This window comes from Polaromonas sp. P1_H6 (genome assembly GCF_056405195.1).
Window position 1 is genome coordinate 94,815 of the sequence record NZ_JBFUCN010000014.1, and the last position, 17,780, is coordinate 112,594.

Consider the following 17,780-nt stretch of genomic DNA (forward strand, 5'->3'; position numbering starts at 1 on the left):
ATAACCCAACGTAACCCAACATAACCCAACGGAGAAACTATGTCCGCAACCATCATCGACTCAAAAATTTTCGGCGACATGTTCAGCGATGCCGCCATGCGGCATGTCTGGTCGGACGAAAACCGCACCGCCAAATACCTGGACATCGAGCGCGCGCTCGCCAAGGTCCAGGGCGCCCTCGGCATCATTCCCAAAGAGGCGGCCGAAGAGATCGTGAGGAACTGCGAGCCCAGCCAGATCGACTGGGCCAAGCTCAAGGCCAAGACCGAGCAGATCGGCTACCCGATCATCGCCGTGGTCAACCAGATCAACGCGCATTGCAAGGATGGCCTGGGCGAATACTGCCATTGGGGCGCCACCACGCAGGACATCACCGACACGGCCGCCGTGCTGCAGATACGCGAGGGCCTCGCGCTGGTCGAGGCCGACCTCGCGGACATCTCGGCCTCGCTCGCCAAACTGGCGCGCGACCACCGCGACACGCCGATCATCGGCCGCAGCAACCTGCAGCAGGCGACACCCATCACCTTCGGCTACAAGATGGCCAGCATCCTCGCGGGCATCGAGCGCCACCGTGAACGCCTCACGCAGCTCAAGCCGCGGGTGCTGGTCGGTGAGTTCGGTGGCGCGTCGGGCACGCTGTCCTCGCTCGAGAAAGGCGCGATGGAAACCCAGGCCGGCCTCATGAAGGAACTCGGGCTCGGGCAGCCGCTGATTTCGTGGCACACCGTGCGCGACAACTTCGCCGAAGTCGGCGCCTTCCTCGGCATCGTCGGGGGTTCGCTCGGCAAGATTGCCATGGACGTCAAGCTGCTGATGCAGACCGAGGTCGCGGAAGTGTTCGAGCCTTTCGCGCCAGGCCGCGGTTCCTCGTCGACCATGCCGCAAAAGCGCAACCCGATCTCCTGCCTCTACATCCACGCCAATATCTCCGTGGTGCGCCAGCTGGCCGCATCGCTGATGGATGCGATGGTCGCCGACCATGAGCGCTCCACCGGCCCGTGGGAAATCGAATGGGTGGCGATGCCCGAGATTTTCTGCCTGATCTCGGGCGCGCTCAAGCAGACGAAGTTCATCCTCGCGGGCCTCGAAGTCGATGCCGCGCAGATGCGCCGCAACATCGACATGACCCACGGCCTCGTGATGTCGGAGGCGGTGATGATGGGCCTGGGCCCCTACATCGGACGCGAATACGCGCACGACCTGGTCTATGACATCTGCCGCGAGGCGCTCCAGCAAAAGCGCCCACTGATCGACCTGCTGGCGGAGCACCCTCAGATCAAGAAGCACGTGACGCGCGAACAGCTGGCCTCGTTCTGCGACCCGATGAACAACCTGGGCCAGGCGGGCGTGATGGTCGACAGGGTGCTGGCTTCGATCAAGGCACCCGCCTAGCAGCCTACAACGGTGTCATTGGCGTAAGCGCATCAACAGGGGCATTTTGTCGCCTGGCCGTAGCGAAAGTTACGCCGAGGTCGAAAGGGCCGCCAGGCGCTGCTGTTCCTCGAACTGAAGCCGCGTGACATCGCGCTCAAGTCCCACAAACCGCGCCTGGGGAATGGGTTGCGTTTTGTACAGGCCGATCCAGATATCCGTGATCCGGCTGTCGGAAAACACGTGGCTCACCAATTCGTTCAGGCGTGTTTCCAGCAAGGGCGTATGCGCGCTGAGCGGCCACTCGTCGAGTACCCATCGGCAGATAGGCTCATAGTCGAAGCATTGAGCCAGGGTCGAGGGGATTGTCTCGGCCAGCCCGCTGATGCGCAAGCTCACCAGGACGGGCTGCGGTTCGTGTTCATGGCCGTAAACACCGACGCGCAATCGCGTCTGGAGCGACTCGATACGGACCGTCCATTGGGAGCGAAGCGTCGTCAACCGTTCACCCCTGCCTTTTTCAAACACTAACATTCAACGATGTTGACCGCCAGGCCTCCGCGCGCGGTCTCCTTGTACTTGGTCATCATGTCGGCGCCGGTTTCGCGCATGGTCTTGATGACTTTGTCCAGGCTCACATGGTGCGTTCCGTCGCCATGCAGGGCCATGCGGGCGGCATTGATGGCTTTGACCGAGGCAATGGCGTTGCGCTCGATGCACGGTATCTGGACCAGCCCGCCGACCGGGTCGCAGGTCAGCCCGAGGTGGTGCTCCATGCCGATCTCGGCCGCGTTTTCCACCTGCTCCGGTGTGCCGCCCATGACGGCACACAATGCCGCCGCCGCCATGGAGCAGGCCACGCCGACCTCCCCCTGGCAACCCACTTCGGCCCCCGAGATCGAGGCATTCTCTTTGTACAGCATGCCGATGGCGGCGGCGGTCAACAGGAAGTCGATCACGCCGCTGGGGGTGGAAGTAGCCACAAAGCGGGTGTAGTAGTGAAGAACGGCCGGTACGATACCCGCCGCGCCATTGGTGGGCGCCGTGACGACGCGGCCTCCCGCGGCGTTTTCTTCGTTCACCGCCAAGGCGTATAGGTTGACCCAGTCCAGCACCTGCAGCGGGTCGCGCAGGGCGGCCTCGGGATTGGCGCGGAGCCTGTGGTGCAGGTCGGCCGCGCGGCGCTTGATCTTGAAGCCGCCCGGCAGCACGCCCTGGGTCCGGCAGCCGCGCTCCACGCAGGCTTGCATTACTGTCCAGATCCTGTGCAGGCCTGCGTCGATGTCGGCATCGCTGCGCCAATGCCGTTCGTTGCGGCGCATGAGTTCGGCGATCGAGATGCCCGCGGTTTTGCATTGGCGCATCAGCTCGTCGCCGCTGTGGAAAGGGTAAGGCAACACGGTGACATCCGGTGCCAGCACTTTCTGCTTGCTTCCATCGGCCGCTACTTCGTCGCTGACCACAAAGCCGCCCCCAACCGAGTAGTAACAGCGATTCAGCAGTTCCGCCCCCATGGCGTCATATGCGATGCAGCGCATGCCGTTGGGGTGAAAGGGCAGGGTTTCGCGGCGGTAAAACGCCAGATGGTCTTTTTCCCTGAAGGAGACCACATGCCGGCCAGCCAGACGTAGTTGGCCGGTGGCGCGGATCGCCTCCAGCAGCGCCGGAATGGCTTCCACGTCGACGTTTTCAGGGTCATGCCCTTCCAGGCCCAGCAGCACGGCCTTGTCGGTGCCGTGGCCTTTGCCGGTCGAACCCAGGGAACCGTAGAGCTTGACCTCGACACGTGCGCAAGACGCCAGCAGGCCCTGGTGCGCCAGGCGCTCGGTGAACAGATGGGCCGCCCGCATCGGCCCCACGGTGTGCGAGCTGCTCGGTCCGATACCGATCTTGAATATGTCAAAAACACTGACAGCCATAGTGGAGGGTCTCGTTTAGCGCTGTGCGCTCTGGTATGGAGGATGGATGAAAAAGAGGGTAGCCAGGCCGGGCAAAGGCGCCATTGCGCCGGCCGTGGCGAAATGCATTGTGGTCAACGCAGCACCACGGTTTTCATGCCGTTGATGAACACCCGCCGCTCCAGCACGAAACGCAGGGCCCGTGACAACACCAGGCTTTCCACCAGGCGGCCCGCCTGTGACAGGTTTTGCGGTGTGTCGGCGTGGTCCACACGTTCGACGGACTGCTCGATGATCGGGCCCTCGTCAAGGTCGGTGGTGGCAAAGTGAGCGGTGGCGCCAATCAGCTTGACGCCGCGGTCGTGGGCCTGCTGGTGGGGTTTTCCGCCTTTGAAGCCGGGCAGGAAGGAGTGGTGGATGTTGATGACCCGGCCATGCAGTTGCCGGCACAAGGCTTCCGACAAAACCTGCATATAGCGGGCCAGTATCACGAACTCGGCTCCGGTCTCCGCGATCAGCTGTTTCAGTTTTTCCTCTTGCGCGGGCTTGGTTTCAGCACTGATCGGAAGGTGATGAAAGGGAATGCCCTCGGCTTCGGCCAAGGGCGCCAGATCGGCATGGTTGGACGCGATGGCCACGATGTCCATCTTCAGTTCGCCGCGCCGCCATTGGGCGATCAGCTCGCGCAGGCAGTGGTCAAACCTGGACACCATGATCAGCACGCGGGTGGGCTCCGCCAGGTCATGCACCCGCCATTGCGCCTGCGGGAATGTTTCGGCCAGTTCGGCGAAGGCGCCGCGCAAGACCTCCACCGGACTGCGCAGGCTGAAAACACCGCGTACAAAAAAGCGTTCCGTCGTATGGTCGTCAAACACCGAAAACTGTTCGATGTAGGCCCCATGCTGGTTTAACAGCGCGGATATGGCGGCGACCTGCCCCTGGGCGCTTCCGCAGGCCAGGTTCAGGCAGTAATGGTTGTCTTGGTCCGGCGTCATTGGCACGAGAGATTTTGAGTGGAGTGTTTTTTTTTGCGGAATCTGGAGACTGCTTTCGCGGTCCGAGGCATCGCCCCGGACCATGAACGTCAGGCGGCCTTCTTCAGTTGCCTGCGCGGGTCGATGACAAATTTCTTCGGCGCACCGGCATCAAACTCGGCATAGCCCGAGGGTGCGTCGTCGAGCGATATCACCTGGACGCCCACCACATCGGCGATATTGATACGGTCCCACAGAATGGCCTGCATCAGCGCGCGGTTGTATTTCATGACGGGTGTCTGGCCGGTGAAGAAACTGTGCGACTTGGCCCAGCCCAGGCCGAGGCGGATGCTGAGTGAGCCGAGTTTTGCCGCCTTGTCCACGCCACCGGGGTCTTCCGTCACATACAGGCCCGGAATACCTATCTTGCCCGCCGCGCGTGTGACTTCCATCAGTGAATTGAGCACCGTGGCCGGGGCCTCCGTCTGCGACCCCGCATGGCCATGGCCGCGCGCCTCGAAGCCCACCGCGTCAACGGCGCAGTCGACTTCGGGCGTGCCCAGAATGTGCGCGATCTGCTCGCCCAGTGTTACATCCTTCGACAGATCGACGGTCTCAAAACCAACCTTGCGTGCATGTTCGAGGCGAGACGGGTTGATGTCTCCGACAATGACCACGGCGGCCCCCAGCAAGCGTGCCGATGCGGCAGCGGCCAGGCCCACCGGGCCGGCGCCCGCCACATACACCGTGCTGCCTGGGCCGACCCCGGCCGTCACCGCGCCGTGGTAGCCGGTGGGCAGGATATCGGACAGGCAAGTCAGGTCACGGATCTTTTCAATCGCCTGTGCGCGATCGGGAAATTTCAGCAGGTTGAAGTCAGCGTAGGGCACCATGACGTACTCGGCTTGCCCGCCGATCCAGCCACCCATATCGACGTATCCGTAGGCCCCGCCCGCGCGCGACGGATTGACGCTCAGGCAGACGCCGGTGTGCTGCTCTTTGCAGGTGCGGCAGCGCCCGCATGCCACATTGAACGGAACCGAAACGACATCACCCGGCTTCAGCGTTTCGACGTCGCGGCCGACTTCGAGCACCTCGCCCGTGATTTCATGGCCCAGCACCAAGCCGGCCGGCGCGGTGGTGCGGCCGCGCACCATGTGCTGGTCGGAGCCGCAGATGTTGGTGGTGAGCACCTTCAGGATGACACCGTGTTCGGCGGTACCACCCGCTGGATTGACCAGCTTGGGAAACGGAATGGACTGGACTTCAACATGGCCCTGGCGCAAATAGACGACACCGCGATTCGCTGACATTTTTTGTCTCCTTGGGTTGGCATGAAATGACTTGCATGGCTGTCATGTCCGGGGCGTCGCGCTTCACGGGCCGGTGGCACGATGGTGAAACCCCGGCGGAATGGCCGATGTCAGGTTCATGTCCCGGTCCTTGCAGATGTGAAATTGCGCGGCGCAACGCACCACTGCACTTTCACAGGTTGGTGCGGCGGAACTTTGCTGGGAACGACGCGGAGTTGTACCGCAGCGGCGGACGCATAGCCGCGGTCAGTGGTTTCAGGCGGCTCGCGCGACAGCTGCCAGGCGTTTGCGCGGGACCTTTGCGCGGGGTTCGCCGTCACCCACCTTGCGGCGGCGCTCCTCGCTGGGCGCATGCCCGAACAAGCTGCGGTAAGCCTTGCAGAAATGCGAGGAAGACTGGAAACCGCACGCCACGGTGACCTGCATGATGGGGTGGCTGCTGTGTGTCAGCAGCTCCTGGGCCCGGCGCAGCCGCAGGTTCATGTAGTACTGCGCCGGATTGATGCTGAAGTAGCGGTGGAACAGGCGCTCCAGCTGGCGCAGCGAAAGCCCGACGGCGCCGGCCAGTTCGGCCAGGGGCAAGGGGTCTTCAATGTTGGCCGCCATGATTTCTGCGGCCTCGGTCAGATGTTGATAACCCGGGCCGATGCACTCGGGCTGCGGGATGCGCTGGCGGTCGTTGCTGGCACGCAGCCGCTCCACGATGAATTGTTCGGAAATATCCATCACCAGCTTCGCGCCGTGGCTGCCGCGGATGAGATGCAGCATCAGGTGCAGGGGTGCCGTGCCGCCGGAACAGGTCATGCGGTCGCGGTCGAGGATGAAGACCTCCGGCGCAAATCGCACCTTGGGAAACTCCTCGCTGATCGCCGCCAGGTTCTCCCAATGGATGGCGCACCTGTAGCCGTCCAGCAGCCCGGCGCTGGCCAGTGCGAAGGAGCCGGTGCACAGTGCGCCCATGACCGCGCCGCCGGCGGCGCATTGGCGCAGAAGCTGGCGCACGGCGTCATTGGTCACGCCGCGAACGTTGATGCCGCCGCAGACAAATACCATGTCGCAGCCGGCCAGGTCGGCAAGGCTCCCATTGGTCGCCATGGCCAATCCGTTACTGGCCACGGTGCTTGTCTGTTCGGGGCTCACCACGGTCCATTGGTACAGCGGGCGGCGGCTGATGTAGTTGGCCATGCGCAGCGTTTCCACGGCATTGGCAAAGGCGATCATCGAGTAGTCGTGCAGCAGGATGAAGCCGACACGGGTGCCGTCCTTTCCGGACGTTCCATCGTTGGCGCTCAACGCGGATGACGGGGGGGCTTCAACCGGAATGCGTGGCATGGGGGTGCTCCTTGTGACACCTAGCTCTCGTTTTTCTCGCGGGCCGCGCCAAAGCTTTCGGTGAGGCGGTCCAGGATGATGGCCAGTAAAACCACTGCCAGCCCACTCTCGAATCCCAGGCCGATGTCCAACCGCTGGATGCTGGCGAGTACGTCGTTACCCAGGCCGCCCGCCCCCACCATCGAGGCGATGATGACCATCGATAACGCCATCATGATAGTCTGGTTGACGCCCGCCATGATGGTTGGCATGGCGATAGGCAGCTGAACCTTGAACAGCAGCTGGGTGGAGGTACAGCCAAACGCGTTACCGGCTTCCACCTGCTCGGAACTCACCTGGCGGATGCCCAGGCTGGTCAGGCGCACCACGGGCGGCATGGCGAAGATCACGGTGGCGATGATGCCGGGCACCCGGCCCAGGCCGAACAGCATGGCCGCGGGGATCAGGTACACAAAGGCGGGCATGGTCTGCATGAAGTCCAGCATCGGCCGTATGGAGGCATTGACGCGAGGGGCGCGGGCGCACCATATTCCCAGCGGGATGCCGAAAAACAGGCTGATGAGGGTGGCCGAGAGTGTCAGGGCCAGCGTGACCATGGTTTGCAGCCAGAATCCGGTGACCACAATCAAGGCCAGGGCGAGCGCCACGAACACCCCGAACTTCCAGCCCAGGCGGCGAACACCCACGGCCGCGGCCACCAGGATGACCAGCCAGAAGGGCGCGGCCAACATGCCCATCTCGACCCATTGGGCAAACTGTTCCACCACGACGCCGATCGAATCGAATACGGCCGCCCCGTTGTCCAGCAGGTGTTTGACGCCGGCGTTGACCCAGCGTCCCAGGGGCAGAACGTCGTGCGAGGCCTGGGTGATTTGAGATAGAAGGTTAGACATGACGGGCCTCTTGAGCCATTCTGACAAGCAGGCTGCGGGCGGAAATGCAGCCCAATAATTGATCGGTGGCGTCGAACACGCCCACGGGCTGGTCCATGCCCAGGACAATTTTCATGGCCTCGGGCAAAGTGGTGTGGGAGGGAAGCCGTGGCCCCCCGTTGTAGGAGTGGCCGTTCAATCCGGGATCCAGCAAGTCCGCCGCGGTCAGGTAGCGCGAAGTGTCCACACCTTCGAAAAACCTGCGCACGTAGTCGTTGGCGGGCTGGGTGATGATCTGGTGCGGGGTTCCCTCTTGCACCAGCTTGCCGCCTTCCATGATGGCGATACGGGTGCCGATGCGCAGTGCTTCTTCAAGGTCGTGCGAGACGAACAGCACCGTGCGCTGCTGGTCGCGCTGCAAATCCAGCATCAGGCTTTGCATCTCGACGCGCTTGAGCGGGTCCAGCGCCGAGAAGGCCTCATCCATCAGCAGGATGTCGGGGTCCACCGCCAGGGCGCGCGCCAGGCCCACGCGTTGCTGCATGCCACCCGACAGTTGCGAAGGGTATTTTGCCGCGTAGGTCTGCAAGCCCACCTGCTTCAGCACTTCCATGGCCCGGTCTTCACGCGCCTTGCGCGGTGTGCCCGCCATCTCGAGCCCAAACGCGGCGTTGTCGAGCACATTGCGATGCGGCATGAGCGCGAAAGACTGGAACACCATCGCGACCCGCTTGCGCCGCCACTTGACCAGGTCACATTGCGGCAGGGCGGTGATGTCTTCGCCGTCGATATGGATGGTTCCCGAAGACGGCTCGACCAGGCGGTTGATGAGCCGGATCAAGGTGGATTTCCCCGACCCCGACAAACCCATCAGCACATAGATTTCGCCCGCCACCACGTCGAAGCTGACTTTGTTGACGCCGACGACATGCCCGGTCCTGGCAAATACCTCGTCTTTGCCCAAGCCTTCCCCCAATAACCTTACGGCTTCGGAAATATTATTTCCGAAGATCTTGTAAAGATTTCGAACACTGATTTTGGGTTTGGTCATCGTATGTCTCCGGGGAATTTTTTCGCTGCATGCTTCGGTTTTTCTTATGAGCAAACAGCGTGCCACTATTTTCTCGGTCGAATAGGTTTCGGGCTATAGGGTTTGTCCATGAGGGGTGCTATTTCTGCCCCTAAACACCTTAAAAGCCCCGTGCTTGTTGATAGAAACGCGAAGCGGCTCTTGAATTGGTGCATGCGCATTTTTTTGTTCACCGATCCAGTGCAACATCACTCACGGGTTTGCTGCAGCAGGGAAGAATCCATCCCTGGTCGATTTCGCGCGGGCGAATGCCCCCGGCATGTTTCATCTCGACCTGGCCGGATATTTTTTTGGTTTTGCAGGTGCCGCAGATGCCGCTGCTGCAGGAAGAAGGCAGGCGCAAGCCCGCCGCGGCGGCGGCTTGCAGAATTGTCTGGTCGGCCCGGCATGGGAAGGTCTGCCCCATTTTTTGCAGCTGGATGTTGAGTATGGAAGCGCTGCCGTCGCCCTGCGCTTGCGATTCGGGCTGTGCCTGCTCGGCGAAAGAAAAGCTCTCTTCGCGGTAGCGCTGCATGTCATGGCCCGCCGCGGCCAGAAGCTGGCGAACCGCCGCCATGAAAGGCGCGGGGCCGCAGGTGTAGACATCGCGTTGCAGGAAGTCGGGTGCGATATGCGCCAGCCGCGCCGCATCCATGCGCCCCAGGTGTCCGGCGTAGGCGCTGCCGGGCGTGTGCTGTTCGCACACGGTGGCCAGGCGCAAGCGCGCCATGTTGCGCGCCATCAAGGTCAGTTCTTCCGGGAACAGTATGTCCGCGGGGGTGCGCGCGCAATGCACAAACAGGATATCGGCGTCGCTGCCCAGGTCGTGCAGTGCCCGGGTCATCGACATCAAGGGCGTGACGCCGCTGCCGCCTGACAGGAACAGGTAACGTTGCGCCGGCGCCTTGAAGCAGCTGAACTCCCCCGATGGCCCGATCACGCTTAGCGCCATGCCGGCACGCAGGTTGTCATGCAGCCAGTTGGACACAGTCCCGCCCGGAACGCGCTTGACGGTGATGCTGACCAGGTCGGGGCGGGTAGGCGTGCTTGAGAGCGTGTAGCAGCGGTTGATCTTGCTGCCGGCGATTTCCAGCTCAAGCGTGATGAACTGGCCCGGCAGGTAGCGGAAGCTGCGCGGTCCGTCCGCCGCCAGCACAAAAGTTTTGACGTCGTGTGTTTCCTGGCGTACGTGGACACAGCGCAGGGTTTCGTCCCGGTCGGAGGACCAGGGCGGGGACGCGGGGGCCGCGAAGTCGGGAGCGTGAAGAAAGGTGGACATGGGGATTGGTTGAACGCTGAATATCGGCAGGCATCTACCGGGTCAGGGCGCTCAAACGGTTCACGTACCAGTTGCAGAATTTTTCCACCAGGCCTTCGGTGAAAGGCGAGTACGGTCCGGGCTGGTAAGCGCCGGTGGCGATTCCAATTTGCGACTCCTCCACAAGGCGGCGGTCTTGCGCATTGGTGGCATTCCATACCGCGGTCAGGTTCTCCACGGTGTAGTCCACGCCCTCCACCGCATCCTTGTGCACGCACCAGGTGGTCCGTACCAGGGTTTTGGTGGCGGAGATCGGCAGCACCGAAAAGCTGACGATGTGGTCGCTCATGAAGTGATGCCAGGAGTTCGGCTGCGTCCAGAACGACAAGCCGCCGAGCGCCGGATCGACAAAGTCGGCCAGCAGTTTTTTGGATGCGACTTCGGCGTTCATGGTTTGCGACTGGCCGGAGCGGTCTATCGGCAAGCGCTGGGTGCGAAAGCCCGTCACCCGGTCGTCCAGGGTGTCGATTTCCGCCGAGGGCAGGCCCATGCCTTCCCAGCGTTCATGGTTGGCGGCCATGATGTTCTGGAAGCGCTGTTGTTCGGCGGCGTTGTGCTCGTCCGGCTTGTAGCCGAAGCCGTATTCGTACAGGGAAATGGTCAGCTCGGGGTGGTTGCTCATGCAGTGGTAGCACTCCCGGTTGTTTTCCATGGTGAGTTTCCAGTTGCAGTCTTCCACCATGTCGACCTGGGCCGCGACTTTGCACTGGCTGAGCTGGTGGGGCGCCAGGTAAGGCGTCATCTCCGCGGCCATCTGTTCAAAGTCTTCCGGTGGGTTTTCGGCCAGGCAGATGAAAATCAAACCGGCCAGGCTGCGCACGTGCACGGGCTTGAGGCCCAGGCCCGTGGCGTCAAAATCATCGCCCATGTGCTTGGCGTGGATCAGTTTTCCCGTCAGGTCGTAGGTCCATTGGTGGTAAGGGCAAACGATATTGCCCACCACGCCTTGCCGGCTGGCGCACAGGCGTGAGCCGCGGTGGCGGCAGACATTGTGGAAAGCCTGTATCCGCATATCGTCGTCGCGCACGATCAGGATGGAGTTCTTGTCGAAGTCCACGGTGATGTAGTCGCCGGCTTCGGCGATTTGAGGTTCGACGGCGACGAAAATCCAGTGCTTGCCGAAGATGTGCTCCATGTCGGCCTGCAGCAGTGTGTCGCTGAGGTAGAACGGCGCCTCCAGGCTGTAGCCGGGGCGGCGGCGGGCCAGCAACTCGCGGGTGAGCAGGGTTTGCGCGGAAATGGTCTTTGTCATAGTGGGCGTTGGTCAAAAATGAACAAGAGAATGGGTGCGCAGGTAGTCCAATACCGCCTGCGCCTTGCTGTGCGGGTCGCCTGTTTGCAGCACGGTGCCGCCCGTCGAGGGTGACTCGATGGCCCCCAACATGCGGGCGTGGCCGCTTTGCTGGATACGGGCTTCCAGCAATTTGCGGCGCTTGCTCCTGGGGACCAGCTGGCCCGCGGAAACGGGAACAGGCGCGGCCTCCGGTGTTTGAGCCGGTTTGCGGACAATCCGGCCCGCCATGGCATCGGCCAGTGAATAACGCGGTGATGGGGATGCGGCGGCACTCACCACAAGCACGGCGGGCGGATGGACGCGCAGGCGGCGCCGGGCTCCCTTGGGCAGTGCCTGCGTCACAAGCCAGGCGGCACCCTCGGGCTCCACGGCCAGGACATCCGCGACCACGGGGCGCCCCAGCCCGGCTGCCAGGGCGTAAGGCAACATCCCCGTGCCGTGTTCGGATTCCGGGCGGGTTCCGGCCAATACCCAAGGCACATCACGCAAGGCAGCCAGCAAGCTTGCCGTCACATCGGCCTCTTCCTTGCATTCCAGAACTTCAAGCAGGGGCGCACCCAGGGCCAGGTAGTCGCGGGCAACTGAATCCGGCAAAGGGCCGGCCGTCAGCAGCCGGATCCCATCCGACAGGCCCAAAGCCAGGGCTGCCGCGCTTGCATCGGCACGGCTGCGGACGGGGCGACCGCTGACCGCATGCGTGTGGGCCGCCACGAGTACGACGATGTCGCTCATGCGGCCTCCTTTTGCGCGCGGACCAATTTGAGCAGGGCCTGCATCAGCGCCGCGCTGTCCTCAACGACGGTCAGGTCGGCGCGGCGCGCGATGGGCGCTGAAGCATCCAGGTTTACCGCGATGACATGGCGGCAATCCTTGATGCCTTGCAGATGCTGTACCGCACCGGAAATGCCCAGCGCCAGGTAAGCCGAAGCGGACACGGTTTTTCCCGTGGCGCCGATTTGCTGGGCGCGGGCAAAGCGGCCGTCATCCACCGCGACGCGCGAGGCCCCGACCGCGGCGCCGACTTCCAGCGCCAGCGAGTGGAACAGGGGCAGGTCGGTGACGCCGTTGCCCGCGGCCAGGATGAGGTCGGCTTCCTCCAGTGCCAGCGTTTTTGGATCCCCGGCCTGTACGCCCAGGTCTTCGATTCCGCTCTCGGAAACCGCCGGCAAGGCTTGAGCGGGTTCGCGTACGCCGAGGCCCACAAACGGCAGCTTGGTGCCGGCGACACTTTTGGCCAGCAGCATGACCTGGGCGTGCGGGCGCAGGCAGTCCTGGCTGGCGCTGGCGGGCACGCGCAGCGTGTCCGCCCCCAGCTCGGCCACGCCGCAAGCCAGGTCCAGCCCGGCGTGGAGGGCAAAGCGGCGGCCCAATTGGCCGTCAAAACCGTGATCGGCAAAGAACCAATGTTGAGGCGTCCAGAGCGCTTGCAGGCCTTGCAGCCATTGAACGCAGGCGCTGGGCTGGTAGCGGTTCGGATCAAAATCCTCCGACACCAGCAAACGATCCACGCCCAGTGCCGCCACGTCGTCATGGCAGGCGCCCAGCACCGCCAAAATCACTTCGGTGTTGGCGGGGGCCAGAATCGCGGCCGCCGCAATCGCCTGGCGCGCCATGTCGCTCAGCGCGCCGCGCTCCGCGTGGGCCACCACCATGGTGGTGTGTTGAAAGGGGCCGGTGCTGCGCGAGGCCTTGGCGATCGGGGCGTCCAGGCGGCTTGCGGTTCCGCGTTCGCCTTCGCTGCTGCCCAGGACGATGCGCCGCAGGCCCGCGGGCGTCAGGATGGCGGGCCGTCGCGGGTCCACGCGGCGCACCTGGCCTGAAGGGGCGTAGGGGGTGCTCATGCCACCTCCAATGCATGGGCCAGCAGTTCTGCCACGTCGAGCACTTCGGGTCGCGGCCCCACCACACCTTCGAGCATGGCGGTGCAGTTGGGGCAGGCCACGGCCACCACGCCCGCGCCGGTGAGCCTGGCATCGGCAATACGGATGTCGGGAATACGCGTGGTACCGGGAATGTCGGTAAACGGCGCGCCGCCGCCGCCGCCGCAGCAACGGCCCCGCTCGCGGCTGCGTTCCATCTCCACCACCTTGATGCCTATGCTTTTGAGCACCGAGCGCGGAGCTTCCACTTCGCGGCCGTAGCGGCCCAGGTAGCAGGGATCGTGGTAAGTCACGGCCTCCAGGCTGCCGGCGCGGGTGGGTTGCAACTGGCCCTTGGCCAGCAGGTCGGCCAGCAGCTGGGTGTGGTGCCACACGTCGAAGTCGCCGCCCATGGCCGGGTACTCGTTCTTCAGCGAATGGAAGATGTGGGGATCGGGCGTCACGATGTGCAGAAAGCCGCGTGCCTTCAGGGTGGCGATGAGCTGCAGGGACAGGCGCTGGAAGCCATGCTCGTCGCCCAGGCGGCGCGCCAGGTCGCCGCAATCGGTTTCCGCCGCGCCCAGCAGGGCGATCTTCAGCCCGGCCTTTTGCAGCGTTTTGATAAAGGCGCGCAGGGTGCGCTGGTAGCGCATGTCGAAGCCACCTTCCCCAACCAGTACCAGCCAGTCGGTGTGGCCACCGGCTTCAAGTACCGGCACGTCGAGGTCGGCCGCCCAATGGTGCCGGGCGGTGAGCGGGAAGCCGCCGGCGGTGTCGGTGTCGCGCAGCTGTTCCAGCGCTTCCATGCCTTTGTTCGGCACCACGCCGCCCACCAGGGTCATGTGGCGGCGCATGTCCACAATCGCATCCACATGTTCGATCAGCATGGGGCATTCCTGCACACAGGCGCGGCAGGTGGTGCAAGACCAGAGCGTGTCGCTGTTGATCAGGCCATTCACGATGGGCAGGCCCGGGGCCCCGCTGTGCTGGCCGACTGGCTGGCCTGGATAAGGGCTGCCCGCGTAGCCGGCATCGGTCTTGGCGCTCATGCCGGCGACCAGGTCCTGGATCAGCTTCTTCGGGTTCAGCGGCTGGCCCGCCGCAAAAGCCGGGCAGGCGGCTTCGCACTTCCCGCACTGCACGCAGGCGTCGAAGGACAGCAGTTTGTTCCAGGCGAAGTTGGCCGGCTTGCCCACGCCCATGTCGTCGGCGGTGAGCTTCAAAGGTCGCAGCGCCGTGGCGAAGCGCCGGTCTGCAGGACTGCCAAAGCGTTCGGGCCGGGGGTGCAGGCCCAGGTGCAGCAGGCCCGCCACGGCGTGCTTCATGGGGCCACCGAGGCCTATGCCCAATGCCAGTTCAGCCGCGCCGGCGGCGAACGCCAGGCTGATCAAGCCGGCCAGCCAGGGCGCCAGAGCGGTGCCGGTCAGCGCCACCGCGCCGACCGAGGCCGCGGCCAGCGCGAACAGCATCAGTGAATAAGGCAGCCGGCTCCACGGGCCTTGGGACAGGCGCGCCGGTGCGTTGCGGCGGCGCGATGCCATGGCGGCCGCACCGGCCAGCATCATCAGGCCGGCCAGCAGCAGCACCGCGTCAAGGCTGGGCCAGTACAGGCCGAGGCCGTAGTTCAGCGCGACCAGCACCAGGGCCAGGATCGCGCCGCCGGCCACACCGACATGGGCCCGGGCCACAAAAGGCTCTCGCGCCACCACGTCATGCAGGTCCACAAAATAGCGCTTTGGAATTTGCAGCAGCCCACGCAGATCCACGCTGGCCGGCCGGCCTGTTTTCCATATGAGCGCGCGCCGGGCCATACCCCAGGCCAGACCCAGGACGGCCAGCCAGAACACGGAGCTTACAAGCTGCTGCAGCATGCTAGAAGTCCTTGCACAGGCGCAGCGAGTCGTAGATCGCGGCGTGGATGTTGTGCATGGAGACGCAGTCACCCACGCGGTAGAGCAGGAAGTCGCCGTTGCCGGTGGACTGGCTCAGTGCGGGTTGCGGCAGCGCGTCATACAGGGCGTCGATATCGGTCTGGCCCTTGTTGAGCGAAAGCGGCTTGAGCTGCCAGTACAAGCCGTCATTGGGCAGGATGCCGTTTTCGACGACAACCTGGTCCACCGCGCGCTCTTCCAGCGCCTCGGTGTATTCGTTCTTCAACACGGCGATCAGTTTGTCGCCTTCCCGGTAGACCTTTTCCAGCCAGAAGTTCGGCGTTTGGATCACGGCGTTGGCGTAGAGCTGGCGGTAGAAGATCGGGAAGGTGGTGCCGCCTACGTCATCGGCTACCTTGACGTCGGGTGTCACGATTTCCACCAGCTTGCCGCGCGCCGCGATGAAGTCGGCCGCGCCGGTGCCCGCGTGGGTGCTGATGCTGTCGTACACCAGGACGTTTTCACCCGGCGCAACCGCGCCCGACAGGATGTCCCAGCTGCTCACGCACAAGCCCTCGGCCGCGCCCCAGGCCGGGGTCTGCCCGGTATGCGGTACGCCGCCGGTGGCCAGGACCACGATGTCGGGTTTCTCGGCCAGGATCATTTCCTGCGTGGCCGCCACGCCCAGGCGGCGTTGCACGCCCAGGCGCTGGGTCTCCATGTCGAACCAGCGGATGATGCCGGCCATCTGTTCGCGCTTGGGCGGCTTGGCGGCCAGGTTCACCTGGCCGCCCACCACGGAATTTTTCTCGAACAACACCACGTCGTGCCCGCGCTCGCGGGCCACGCGGGCGGCTTCCAGGCCCGCCGGGCCGGCGCCGACCACCACCACCTTGCGGCGAACGCCCGTGGTTTTCTCGATCACATGCGGCATGGTTTCTTCGCGGCTGGTGGCGGCGTTCTGGATGCACAGCACATCCAGGCCGTTGTACTGGCGGTCGATGCAGTAGTTGGCGCCCACGCATTGTTTGATCTGGTCTTCCTTGCCGTCGCGGATCTTGATGACCATGTGCGGGTCGGCGATCTGCGCGCGCGTCATGCCGACCATGTCGACCATGCCGGCGGCCAGGATGCGTTCAGCCTGCGAGGCGTCGCGAATGCTTTGCGCGTGCATGACCGGTACCCTGGACACCGATTTGATGCCGGCGGCCAGGTGTACAAAGGGCTCGGGCGGCAGCGCCATCGGCGGCATGCAATTGACGAGGGTGTTGTGCGTATCCGCACCGGAGCCGACCACGCTCAGGAAATCGATCAAGCCGCTTTCCGACATGGCCTGGGCAATCTCCTTGGCCATCTCGTGGCTGATGCCGTCTTCATGGAATTCATCGCCGCACATGCGCATGCCGACGCAGAAATCGGCGCCGACCTGTTCGCGCACGGCTTGCAGCACTTCCATGCCGAAGCGCAGGCGGTTTTCCAGGCTGCCGCCGTACTCGTCGGTGCGGTGGTTCACCCGTGGACTCCAGAACTGGTCGACAAGCTGCTGGTGCGCTGCGGAGATTTCGATACCGTCGAGTCCCGCGTCCTTCACGCGCCTGGCGGCCCGGCCGTAGTCGGCCACGATGCGGCGAATCTCTTCGATCTCTATCGTCTTGGCGTTGCCGCGGTGCACCGGTTCGCGGATGCCCGAGGGACTGACCAGATGCGGCCAGTCAAAACCGTGCCAGGCATTGCGCCGGCCCATGTGGGTGGCCTGGATCATCAGTTTGGCGCCATGCTTGTGCATGGTGTCGGCCAGCTTGGCCAAAGGCTCGATCACCGAGTTCTTCGCCAGATTGACGGAACTCCACCACGACCAGGGACTGTCGCGCGACACCGGGCTGGAGCCGCCGCAAATCGCCAGGCCCACGCCACCTTTGGCTTTTTCCTCGTAATACCGGATGTAGCGCTCGGTCGGGTTGCCGCCTTCCGCGTACACCTCGGCATGCGCGGTGCTGACGATGCGGTTGCGCAACAGAACCTGGTTCAGGCGAATGGGCTCAAACAAGTGCGGGTAGCGCATGACGGATCTTTAGAGAGGACTGACGGTGAAGACGCAGTGGCTGTGGCCTTCCGCGGCGCACTGGGTTTCGGCGCTTGTGGTGCGCACGGCCGAGCCGCTGGTTTCCAGCACCCAGTCCATCGCACCCGAGAACCAGCCCGCGAACAGGTAGCAAACCTTGGCATCGTTCACCGGCACACCGGCAATGCCTTGCGCGAGCACGAACACCGAATTTTCCAGCTTGACCAGGGCATGGCCGGTCGCGGCGTTTGATTCGATGAACGAAAAAAGGCCCCAGCCGCGCTGCGACAAGCGCTTGAGGTAGTGCTCATAGACGGCCATGCCGGCCAGTCCATGGGTGGCCGCTTCCTGCTGGCACCAGAAATAGGCCGAGCGATGTCCGGCCTTGTAGAGCGCGGGGGCATAGACCTCCCGGCCCACCATGGCTTCGGTCTCGACGTGGTTATTGACGAAGAAGTGCCGCGGCACATAAATCATCGGCAGACCGTCTGTGGTCCAGACGCCGCTTCGGGCGTCAACTTCAATGGGGAGTTGCGGGTTCATC

Annotated in this window: 15 protein-coding genes; 1 reads left to right on the top strand and 14 read right to left on the bottom strand. The window is 63.8% G+C overall.

What is annotated here, in order from left to right; translation table 11 throughout:
* Nucleotides 1–39: 39 nt before the first annotated feature.
* Complete coding sequence (locus AC1D1F_RS14610) at nt 40–1,395, top strand: class-II fumarase/aspartase family protein (RefSeq protein ID WP_477677098.1); 1,356 nt, start codon at nt 40–42, stop codon at nt 1,393–1,395.
* Between the two features lie 69 nt (nt 1,396–1,464).
* Here the strand turns inward: AC1D1F_RS14610 and AC1D1F_RS14615 are convergent, their stop codons facing one another.
* The 14 genes from AC1D1F_RS14615 to AC1D1F_RS14680 all read right to left on the bottom strand — a co-directional run bounded on the left by AC1D1F_RS14615 (nt 1,465) and on the right by AC1D1F_RS14680 (nt 17,779).
* Nucleotides 1,465–1,875: a dihydroneopterin aldolase gene (locus tag AC1D1F_RS14615; protein ID WP_477677099.1), complete on the bottom strand. Its 411-nt coding sequence runs from the start codon at nt 1,873–1,875 to the stop codon at nt 1,465–1,467.
* A gap of 26 nt (nt 1,876–1,901) precedes the next feature.
* The gene (locus AC1D1F_RS14620) at nt 1,902–3,293 is read right to left on the bottom strand and encodes an L-serine ammonia-lyase (protein ID WP_477677100.1); all 1,392 of its coding nucleotides are present in this window, start codon (nt 3,291–3,293) and stop codon (nt 1,902–1,904) included.
* 113 nt (nt 3,294–3,406) lie between these two features.
* A complete protein-coding gene (gene purU, locus AC1D1F_RS14625) occupies nt 3,407–4,267 on the bottom strand; it encodes a formyltetrahydrofolate deformylase (RefSeq protein ID WP_477677101.1) in 861 nt (286 codons plus the stop codon).
* 89 nt (nt 4,268–4,356) lie between these two features.
* Nucleotides 4,357–5,559 (bottom strand): formaldehyde dehydrogenase, glutathione-independent, encoded by a 1,203-nt coding sequence (fdhA, locus tag AC1D1F_RS14630; RefSeq protein WP_477677102.1) that lies wholly within the window; start codon nt 5,557–5,559, stop codon nt 4,357–4,359.
* Nucleotides 5,560–5,814: 255 nt separating this feature from the next.
* Nucleotides 5,815–6,891 carry a GlxA family transcriptional regulator gene (locus tag AC1D1F_RS14635; RefSeq protein WP_477677103.1) on the bottom strand — a complete coding sequence of 359 codons (1,077 nt, stop codon included), beginning with the start codon at nt 6,889–6,891 and terminating at the stop codon, nt 5,815–5,817.
* 20 nt (nt 6,892–6,911) lie between these two features.
* Nucleotides 6,912–7,784 (bottom strand): ABC transporter permease, encoded by an 873-nt coding sequence (locus tag AC1D1F_RS14640; protein ID WP_477696463.1) that lies wholly within the window; start codon nt 7,782–7,784, stop codon nt 6,912–6,914.
* On the bottom strand, nt 7,777–8,814 hold the full coding sequence (locus tag AC1D1F_RS14645; protein WP_477675149.1) for a quaternary amine ABC transporter ATP-binding protein: 1,038 nt from the start codon (nt 8,812–8,814) through the stop codon (nt 7,777–7,779). Before AC1D1F_RS14645 ends, AC1D1F_RS14640 begins: the two co-directional genes overlap by 8 nt.
* A 208-nt stretch (nt 8,815–9,022) precedes the next feature.
* Nucleotides 9,023–10,111, bottom strand: coding sequence for an FAD-binding oxidoreductase (locus tag AC1D1F_RS14650; RefSeq protein ID WP_477675148.1), 1,089 nt, complete (start codon nt 10,109–10,111; stop codon nt 9,023–9,025).
* Nucleotides 10,112–10,145: 34 nt separating this feature from the next.
* Nucleotides 10,146–11,402: an aromatic ring-hydroxylating oxygenase subunit alpha gene (locus AC1D1F_RS14655; protein ID WP_477696670.1), complete on the bottom strand. Its 1,257-nt coding sequence runs from the start codon at nt 11,400–11,402 to the stop codon at nt 10,146–10,148.
* 12 nt (nt 11,403–11,414) lie between these two features.
* Nucleotides 11,415–12,176: an adenine nucleotide alpha hydrolase family protein gene (locus AC1D1F_RS14660; protein ID WP_477675146.1), complete on the bottom strand. Its 762-nt coding sequence runs from the start codon at nt 12,174–12,176 to the stop codon at nt 11,415–11,417.
* Nucleotides 12,173–13,285 carry an FAD-binding protein gene (locus AC1D1F_RS14665; RefSeq protein ID WP_477675145.1) on the bottom strand — a complete coding sequence of 371 codons (1,113 nt, stop codon included), beginning with the start codon at nt 13,283–13,285 and terminating at the stop codon, nt 12,173–12,175. The genes AC1D1F_RS14660 and AC1D1F_RS14665 overlap by 4 nt, the downstream gene beginning before the upstream one ends.
* On the bottom strand, nt 13,282–15,174 hold the full coding sequence (locus tag AC1D1F_RS14670) for a (Fe-S)-binding protein (protein WP_477696669.1): 1,893 nt from the start codon (nt 15,172–15,174) through the stop codon (nt 13,282–13,284). The genes AC1D1F_RS14665 and AC1D1F_RS14670 overlap by 4 nt, the downstream gene beginning before the upstream one ends.
* Before the next feature lies 1 nt (nt 15,175).
* Nucleotides 15,176–17,236: an oxidoreductase gene (locus tag AC1D1F_RS14675; RefSeq protein ID WP_477696668.1), complete on the bottom strand. Its 2,061-nt coding sequence runs from the start codon at nt 17,234–17,236 to the stop codon at nt 15,176–15,178.
* A 9-nt stretch (nt 17,237–17,245) separates the two neighbouring features.
* A complete protein-coding gene (locus tag AC1D1F_RS14680; protein WP_477696667.1) occupies nt 17,246–17,779 on the bottom strand; it encodes a DUF5943 domain-containing protein in 534 nt (177 codons plus the stop codon).
* Between the last annotated feature and the right edge of the window lies 1 nt (nt 17,780).